Source organism: Micromonospora sp. AMSO12t (genome assembly GCF_008806585.1).
In the GTDB taxonomy this organism is placed as follows: domain Bacteria; phylum Actinomycetota; class Actinomycetes; order Mycobacteriales; family Micromonosporaceae; genus Micromonospora; species Micromonospora reichwaldensis.
Window position 1 is genome coordinate 1 of record NZ_WAAS01000321.1, and the last position, 6712, is coordinate 6712.

Genomic DNA, 6712 nt, shown 5'->3' on the forward strand with positions numbered 1-6712 from the left:
AGGTCGGGGGCTCCTCGGTGACCGCCGGATCCGGACCCTGGTCCTGACCCGGGGGGCTCCCGTCGGCCGGCCGGTCCGTGCCCGGCTGCGGCTGCGGCATCGCGGCAATCTCCTCTCGCGCCGGTCCGAGGTTAGTACCGATGCGCCAGCGGGGCGATTCCGGCCACCGCCGTCGCCGGTACCGCAAGGGGCCGGACGGGCGCCGCGAGGTGCCGAGGGCGTGGCGACCGGCGCCCCGAGGGCGTGGCGACCGGCGTGCGCGCGGTGGCCGCTGCCGGGCCGCGTACCCTTGGGCATCATGAGCGTCCCGTCCACCACGCCGCGCCCCGCCGCGGCCAATTCCGTCTGGCCCCGGCTGGAGCCGCTGCTGCCCCAGGTGACCAAGCCCATCCAGTACGTCGGTGGCGAGCTGGGCGCGGTGGTCAAGGACTGGGACGCGGCGGCCGTGCGCTGGGCGTTGATGTACCCCGACGCCTACGAGGTCGGCCTGCCCAACCAGGGCGTGCAGATCCTCTACGAGGTGCTCAACGAGCTGCCCGACGTGCTCGCCGAGCGGACCTACGCGGTCTGGCCGGACCTGGAGAAGCTGATGCGCGCCCACGGCGTGCCGCAGTTCACCGTCGACGCGCACCGCTCCGTGCGCGACTTCGACGTCTTCGGCGTCTCCTTCTCCACCGAGCTGGGCTACACCAACCTGCTCACCGCGGTCGACCTGGCCGGCATCCCGCTGCTCGCCGCTGACCGCACCGACGCCGACCCGGTGATCGTGGCCGGCGGCCACGCCGCGTTCAACCCGGAGCCGATCGCCGACTTCGTCGACGCCGCCGTGCTCGGCGACGGCGAGGAGGCGGTCCTGGAGATCACCGGGATCGTGCGGGAGTGGAAGGCCGAGGGCTCCCCGGGCGGGCGCGACGAGCTGCTGCTGCGCCTGGCCCGCACCGAGAGCGTCTACGTGCCGCGCTTCTACGACGTGGACTACCTTCCCGACGGCCGCATCCAGCGGGTCGTGCCGAACCGGGCGGACGTGCCGTTCCGGGTGCACAAGCGCACGACCATGGACCTGGACGCCTGGCCGTACCCGAAGAAGCCCCTGGTCCCGCTGGCCGAGACCGTGCACGAGCGCTACGCCGTGGAGATCTTCCGGGGCTGCACCCGGGGCTGCCGGTTCTGCCAGGCCGGCATGATCACCCGCCCGGTGCGCGAGCGCTCCATCACCACGGTCGGGCAGATGGTGCGGGAGGGGCTGGAGTTCTCCGGCTTCCACGAGGTGGGCCTGCTGTCGCTGTCGTCGGCCGACCACTCCGAGATCGGCGACATGTGCTCCGGCCTGGCCCAGCAGTACGAGGGCACCAACGTGTCGCTCTCGCTGCCGTCGACCCGGGTGGACGCGTTCAACATCGACCTCGCGCAGGAGCTGTCCCGCAACGGGCGGCGCACCGGCCTGACCTTCGCCCCCGAGGGCGGGTCGGAGCGGATCCGCAAGGTCATCAACAAGATGGTGTCGAAGGAAGACCTGATCCGCACCGTCGTCACCGCGTACACGAACGGCTGGCGGCAGGTGAAGCTGTACTTCATGTGCGGCCTGCCCACCGAGACCGACGAGGACGTCCTCGAGATCGCGGACATGGCCCACGAGGTCATCCGGGCCGGCCGGGCCGCCACCGGCTCGAAGGACATCCGCTGCACGGTCTCCATCGGCGGGTTCGTGCCGAAGCCGCACACCCCGTTCCAGTGGGCGTCGATGGAGCGGCCGGAGGTCATCGACGGCCGGCTCAAGATGCTCAAGCAGGCGATCAACGCGGACCGGTCGCTCGGCCGGGCGATCGGCTTCCGCTACCACGACGGCGAGCCGTCGCTGATCGAGGGCCTGCTCAGCCGGGGTGACCGGCGGGTCGGCGCGGTGATCCGGCGGGTGTGGGAGAACGGCGGCCGGTTCGACGGCTGGAGCGAGCACTTCTCCTACCAGCGCTGGGTGGAGGCGGCGACCGAGGTCCTGCCGGCCTTCGGCGTCGACCTCGACTGGTACACCACCCGCCAGCGCGACGAGTTGGAGGTCCTGCCCTGGGACCACCTGGACTCGGGCCTGGACAAGGACTGGCTCTGGCAGGACTGGCAGGACTCGCTCAGCGAGTACGAGCAGGACGACTGCCGGTGGACCCCGTGCTTCGACTGCGGCGTCTGCCCGTCGATGGACACCGAGATCCAGATCGGCCCGACCGGGAAGAAGCTTCTCCCGCTCACCCCGATCAACGGTCTGAAGCTCCCCACCGGCGCCCAGCAGTAGCTCCGGCGCACGGCGGGCACGCCCGCCGTGCGCCGGGTTGATCATGTGGTTATCGTCAGCGGCACGCGAGTCGCGAGCAGTGCCGTCACGATCAACCGGTTCCGACACGAGGAGCACGACGATCAGTAGGAAACCACAGCCAGAGGGCGGCCAGGCACCCGTCGTGCAGCGGGTCCGAATCCGGTACGCCAAGCGCGGCCCGCTGCGCTTCACCTCGCACCGGGACTTTGCCCGGGCGTTCGAGCGGGCGCTGCGCCGGGCGGGCGTGCCGATCGCCTTCTCCCAGGGCTTCACCCCGCACCCCAAGATCTCGTACGCCAGCGCGGCCCCGACGGGCGTGGCGAGCGAGGCGGAATACCTGGAGATCGGCCTCCGCGAGCAGGTCGACCCGGCGGAGCTGCGCGCCGCGCTGGACGCGGCCCTCTCGCCCGGTCTCGACGTGCTCGACGCCGTCGTGGCCGCCGGCGGGAGTCTTGCCGACCGGATCGAGGCGTCGCACTGGCGCATCGAGCTGCCCGAGGTCGACCCGGCCGTCCTGCACCGGGCGGTTTCCGCCTTCACGACCGCCGAGGAAGTGCTGGTCGAGCGGATGACCAAGCAGGGCCGGCGCACCTTCGACGCCCGGGCAGCGGTGATCCGCATCGATGTGATCGCGTCGCCGGAGACGCCTTCCGGGGCGCCGGCCGTACCGTGTGCGATACTCGAACTGGTCGTGCGGCAGGTCACCCCCTCCGTGCGGCCCGATGACGTCCTTTCCGGCCTCCGCGTGGTGGCCGACCTGGAGCCGCCGGTCTCGCCGAGGGTGATCCGGCTGGCACAGGGCACGCTGACCGCGCAGGATGCGATCGCGGATCCGTTGGAAGCGGACCGCGACGGGGCAACCATCGGTGAACGCTGACCGTCGGTCGACGTTCAGGTAGGCAGACTTCGGCGGTCGCGCACCGTGCGCGCCCGGCGGAAACACTTTTGCGGCGACCCTGCGTGGCAGCGCTCACCCGCGCCCGGGGCAGCCAGAACTGGAGAACGTCCATGCTCGAGAACGAGCCCGAGGGCGGCGAACGGACCGGTTCACAGCCGGCCGACGAGACCGCTGACAGCAGCACCGTCGAGAACACCGCCGGGGCGGAGAACGCCGCCGGCGCCGCCGACGCCGACGCTGGCGGGGCCGAGCAGGCCCCGGCCGCGCCGGTCCGACGGCGTACGACCCGGCGGCGGGCCACGCCGCTGAACCAGCCGGAGCAGACCGAGGTGCCGGTCGAGGCGTCGACGGCGCCCGTGCCGGGCAGCGGCGAGGCGCTCCAGGCCGAGGTGTTCGCCCCCGTCTCCGGCGACCTCGACGCCGCCCCGAAGGCGACGCGCCGCCGCCGCAAGGCCACCACCGCGAAGGCCTCCGAGGAGGCCACCGCGCCGCCCGTCGAGGCCGCCGGGCCGGCCCCCGAGGTCGCCGCGCCGCCCGCCGCGGAGGCTCCGGTCGAGGCGGACCAGGCGCCCGCCGAGCCGGCTGCGCCGCCGGCCAAGGCGACGCGTACCCGTCGGAAGAAGGCGGCCCCCGCCGCGGCCGAGCCGGCCGCGGAGACCCCGAGCGACGCCCTCGGGGCCGATCGGACCGGCGCCGCGCCCACTGAGCAGCCGCCGGCCGCCGCCGGCATCGAGCCGGAGGCCGGCACCGGGTTCGGCGCCGCCGCCCCGCCCGCCGCGGTCAGCGGTGCGGAGAGCCGTTCCGGCGAGGTCCCGCCCGGCGTGGCGGTCACCCCGCCCGCCGAGGAGGAGCCGACCGAGGCCGTCGAGCCCGAGCCGGCCGTCGAGCCGGAGCCGGTCGTCGAGCCCGAGCCGGTTGTCGAGCCCGAGCCGCGCACCCGCCGCCGGCGGGCCGCGCTCTCCGCGCCCACCGTGCTGTTCATGGCCCCGCAGCCGGAGGACGTCCCGGTCGCCCGGGTCGTGGCTCCCGCTCCGGAGCCGGAGCCGGAGGAGCCCGCCGCCGAGGAGCCGGCCGAGCCGGCGCGCCGCCGCCGGCGTGGCCGCCGCGACGTCGAGGCGGTCGAGGTCGTCGAGCCCGAGGAGCCGACCGAGGAGGCCGAGGAAGCCGCCGAGGACGAAGACGAGGACGAGGACGAGAGCGCCGCGGCCCGCCGCCGGCGCCGCCGTGGCCGCCGTGGACGCGGCCGGGGCAAGGGCGGCGCGGAGGACGCCGAGGACGAGGAGTCCGAGGAGGCCGCGCAGGCCGAGGCGGAGGAGTCCGAGGGCGACGAGGACGAGGAGGGTGAGGGCGGTGACGGGCTGACCCGCCGCCGTCGTCGTCGCCGCCGTCGGGGCGCCGGTGACGTCGAGGCGGGCGCCGACGACGGCGTGCCGACCGTCGTCAAGATCCGCGAGCCGCGCAAGACCGTCGACGAGGTGCAGGGCGTCTCCGGCTCCACCCGGCTGGAGGCCAAGCGGCAGCGCCGCCGCGACGGCCGCGAGCAGCGCCGGACCCGGCCGCCGATCCTCAGCGAGTCGGAGTTCCTGGCCCGCCGGGAGGCCGTCGACCGGGTGATGGCGGTACGCCAGCGCGGCGACCGGACCCAGATCGCCGTCCTGGAGGACGGGGTGCTCGTCGAGCACTACGTCACCCGCAACTCCTCCGGCACCATGGCCGGCAACGTCTACCTGGGCAAGGTGCAGAACGTCCTGCCCAGCATGGAGGCGGCGTTCGTCGACATCGGGCGCGGCCGCAACGCCGTCCTCTACGCCGGCGAGGTCAACTGGGACACCACCGGCCTGGAGGGGCGGGCCCGCTCCATCGAGCAGGCGCTGCGCTCCGGCGACTCGGTGCTGGTGCAGGTCACCAAGGACCCGATCGGCCACAAGGGCGCCCGGCTGACCAGCCACATCGCGCTCTCCGGCCGGCACCTGGTCTACGTGCCCCACGGCAACGCCTCCGGCATCAGCCGCAAGCTGCCCGACACCGAGCGCAAGCGGCTGCGGGACGTGCTGAAGAAGCTGGTGCCGGACGGCGCGGGCGTGATCGTCCGGACCGCCGCCGAGGGCGCCAGCGAGGACGAGTTGGCGCGCGACGTCAAGCGGCTCCAGGCGCAGTGGGAGGACATCCAGGCCAAGGCGGCCGAGGGCGGCGCCCCGGTGCTGCTCTACGAGGAGCCGGACCTGGTCATCCGGGTCGTTCGGGACCTGTTCAACGAGGACTTCCGCGAGCTGGTGATCGAGGGCGAGCAGTCGTACGACATCGTCGAGTCGTACCTGTCGCACGTCTCGCCGGACCTGGTCGCCCGGCTGCGCCGGCACGTCGGCACCACGGACGTCTTCGCCGAGTACCGGATCGACGAGCAGATCATCAAGGGGCTGGACCGCAAGGTCTTCCTCCCCTCGGGCGGCTCGCTGGTGATCGACCGGACCGAGGCGATGACGGTCATCGACGTCAACACCGGCAAGTACACCGGCTCCGGGGGCAACCTGGAGGAGACGGTCACCCGGAACAACCTGGAGGCGGCCGAGGAGATCGTCCGCCAGCTCCGGTTGCGCGACCTCGGCGGCATCGTGGTGATCGACTTCATCGACATGGTGCTGGAGTCCAACCGTGAGCTGGTGCTGCGCCGGCTGACCGAGTGCCTGGGCCGGGACCGGACCAAGCACCAGGTCACCGAGATCACCTCGCTCGGGCTGGTGCAGATGACCCGCAAGCGGATCGGCGCGGGCCTGCTGGAGGCGTTCAGCGAGACCTGCGAGTGCTGCAAGGGCCGGGGCCTGATCATGCACACCGAGCCGGTGCCGGAGAAGCCGCGTTCCGGCGGTGGCGGTGCGGGGGAGAAGGTCAAGGCGGTCGCCTCGGCCGTGGCCGCCCCGGCGGCGGCGGAGCAGGGCGCCGGCACCTCCCGGCGGCGGGCGCGCAAGAGCGCGCCGGCCGAGCGCACCGTGGCCGAGGTCACCGAGACCGACGCCGACGCCGCCCCGAACGCCGAGTACCACGACACCATGGGCTACGACCTGTCCCGCTACGAGGCGGACACGGCCGCCGCCGGAGAGGTCGCCGACAGCCAGACGGGCGAGTCGGCGCGGCTGGCCGCCCCGGACGACCCGGACGCGCTCTCCGACGCCGACGGCGACGAGTCGGAGGGGGGCTCCGGCCGGCGCCGGTCCCGCCGCAGCGGCGCGCGGCGGCGTACCCGGCCGTGACCGGCTGACCGACCCGACGTGTGACAGGGCCCCTTCCCGGTGATGCCCGGCGGGAGGGGCCCTGTCGTATGGTCGATCCCCGGCCACGATCGGCCGCCTGCGGTCAGGAGAAGAACGATGCGCCGTATGCTCGCCGTCACCGCGCTCACCGCCGTCCTGCTCTCCGGCACCGGGTGCGCGGCCGAGCGCCCGGAGCGGGCCGGCCCACCCGGCGGCGCACCTAGCGGTGGCGTCACGCCGGGCGGTTCCGTCGGCGGCGGG

General features: G+C 73.9%; 3 protein-coding genes. All 3 read left to right on the forward strand.

Features of this window, described 5'->3' with window-relative positions; translation table 11 throughout:
• Nucleotides 1–298: 298 nt before the first annotated feature.
• The 3 genes from F6X68_RS29180 (at nt 299) to F6X68_RS29190 (ending at nt 6451) form a co-directional block, all read left to right on the forward strand.
• Nucleotides 299–2284: a TIGR03960 family B12-binding radical SAM protein gene (locus F6X68_RS29180; RefSeq protein WP_151457262.1), complete on the forward strand. Its 1986-nt coding sequence runs from the start codon at nt 299–301 to the stop codon at nt 2282–2284.
• Nucleotides 2285–2447: 163 nt separating this feature from the next.
• Nucleotides 2448–3182, forward strand: coding sequence for a TIGR03936 family radical SAM-associated protein (locus tag F6X68_RS29185; RefSeq protein WP_192581585.1), 735 nt, complete (start codon nt 2448–2450; stop codon nt 3180–3182).
• 131 nt (nt 3183–3313) lie between these two features.
• A complete protein-coding gene (locus F6X68_RS29190; RefSeq protein ID WP_151457263.1) occupies nt 3314–6451 on the forward strand; it encodes an Rne/Rng family ribonuclease in 3138 nt (1045 codons plus the stop codon).
• Nucleotides 6452–6712 lie beyond the last annotated feature (261 nt).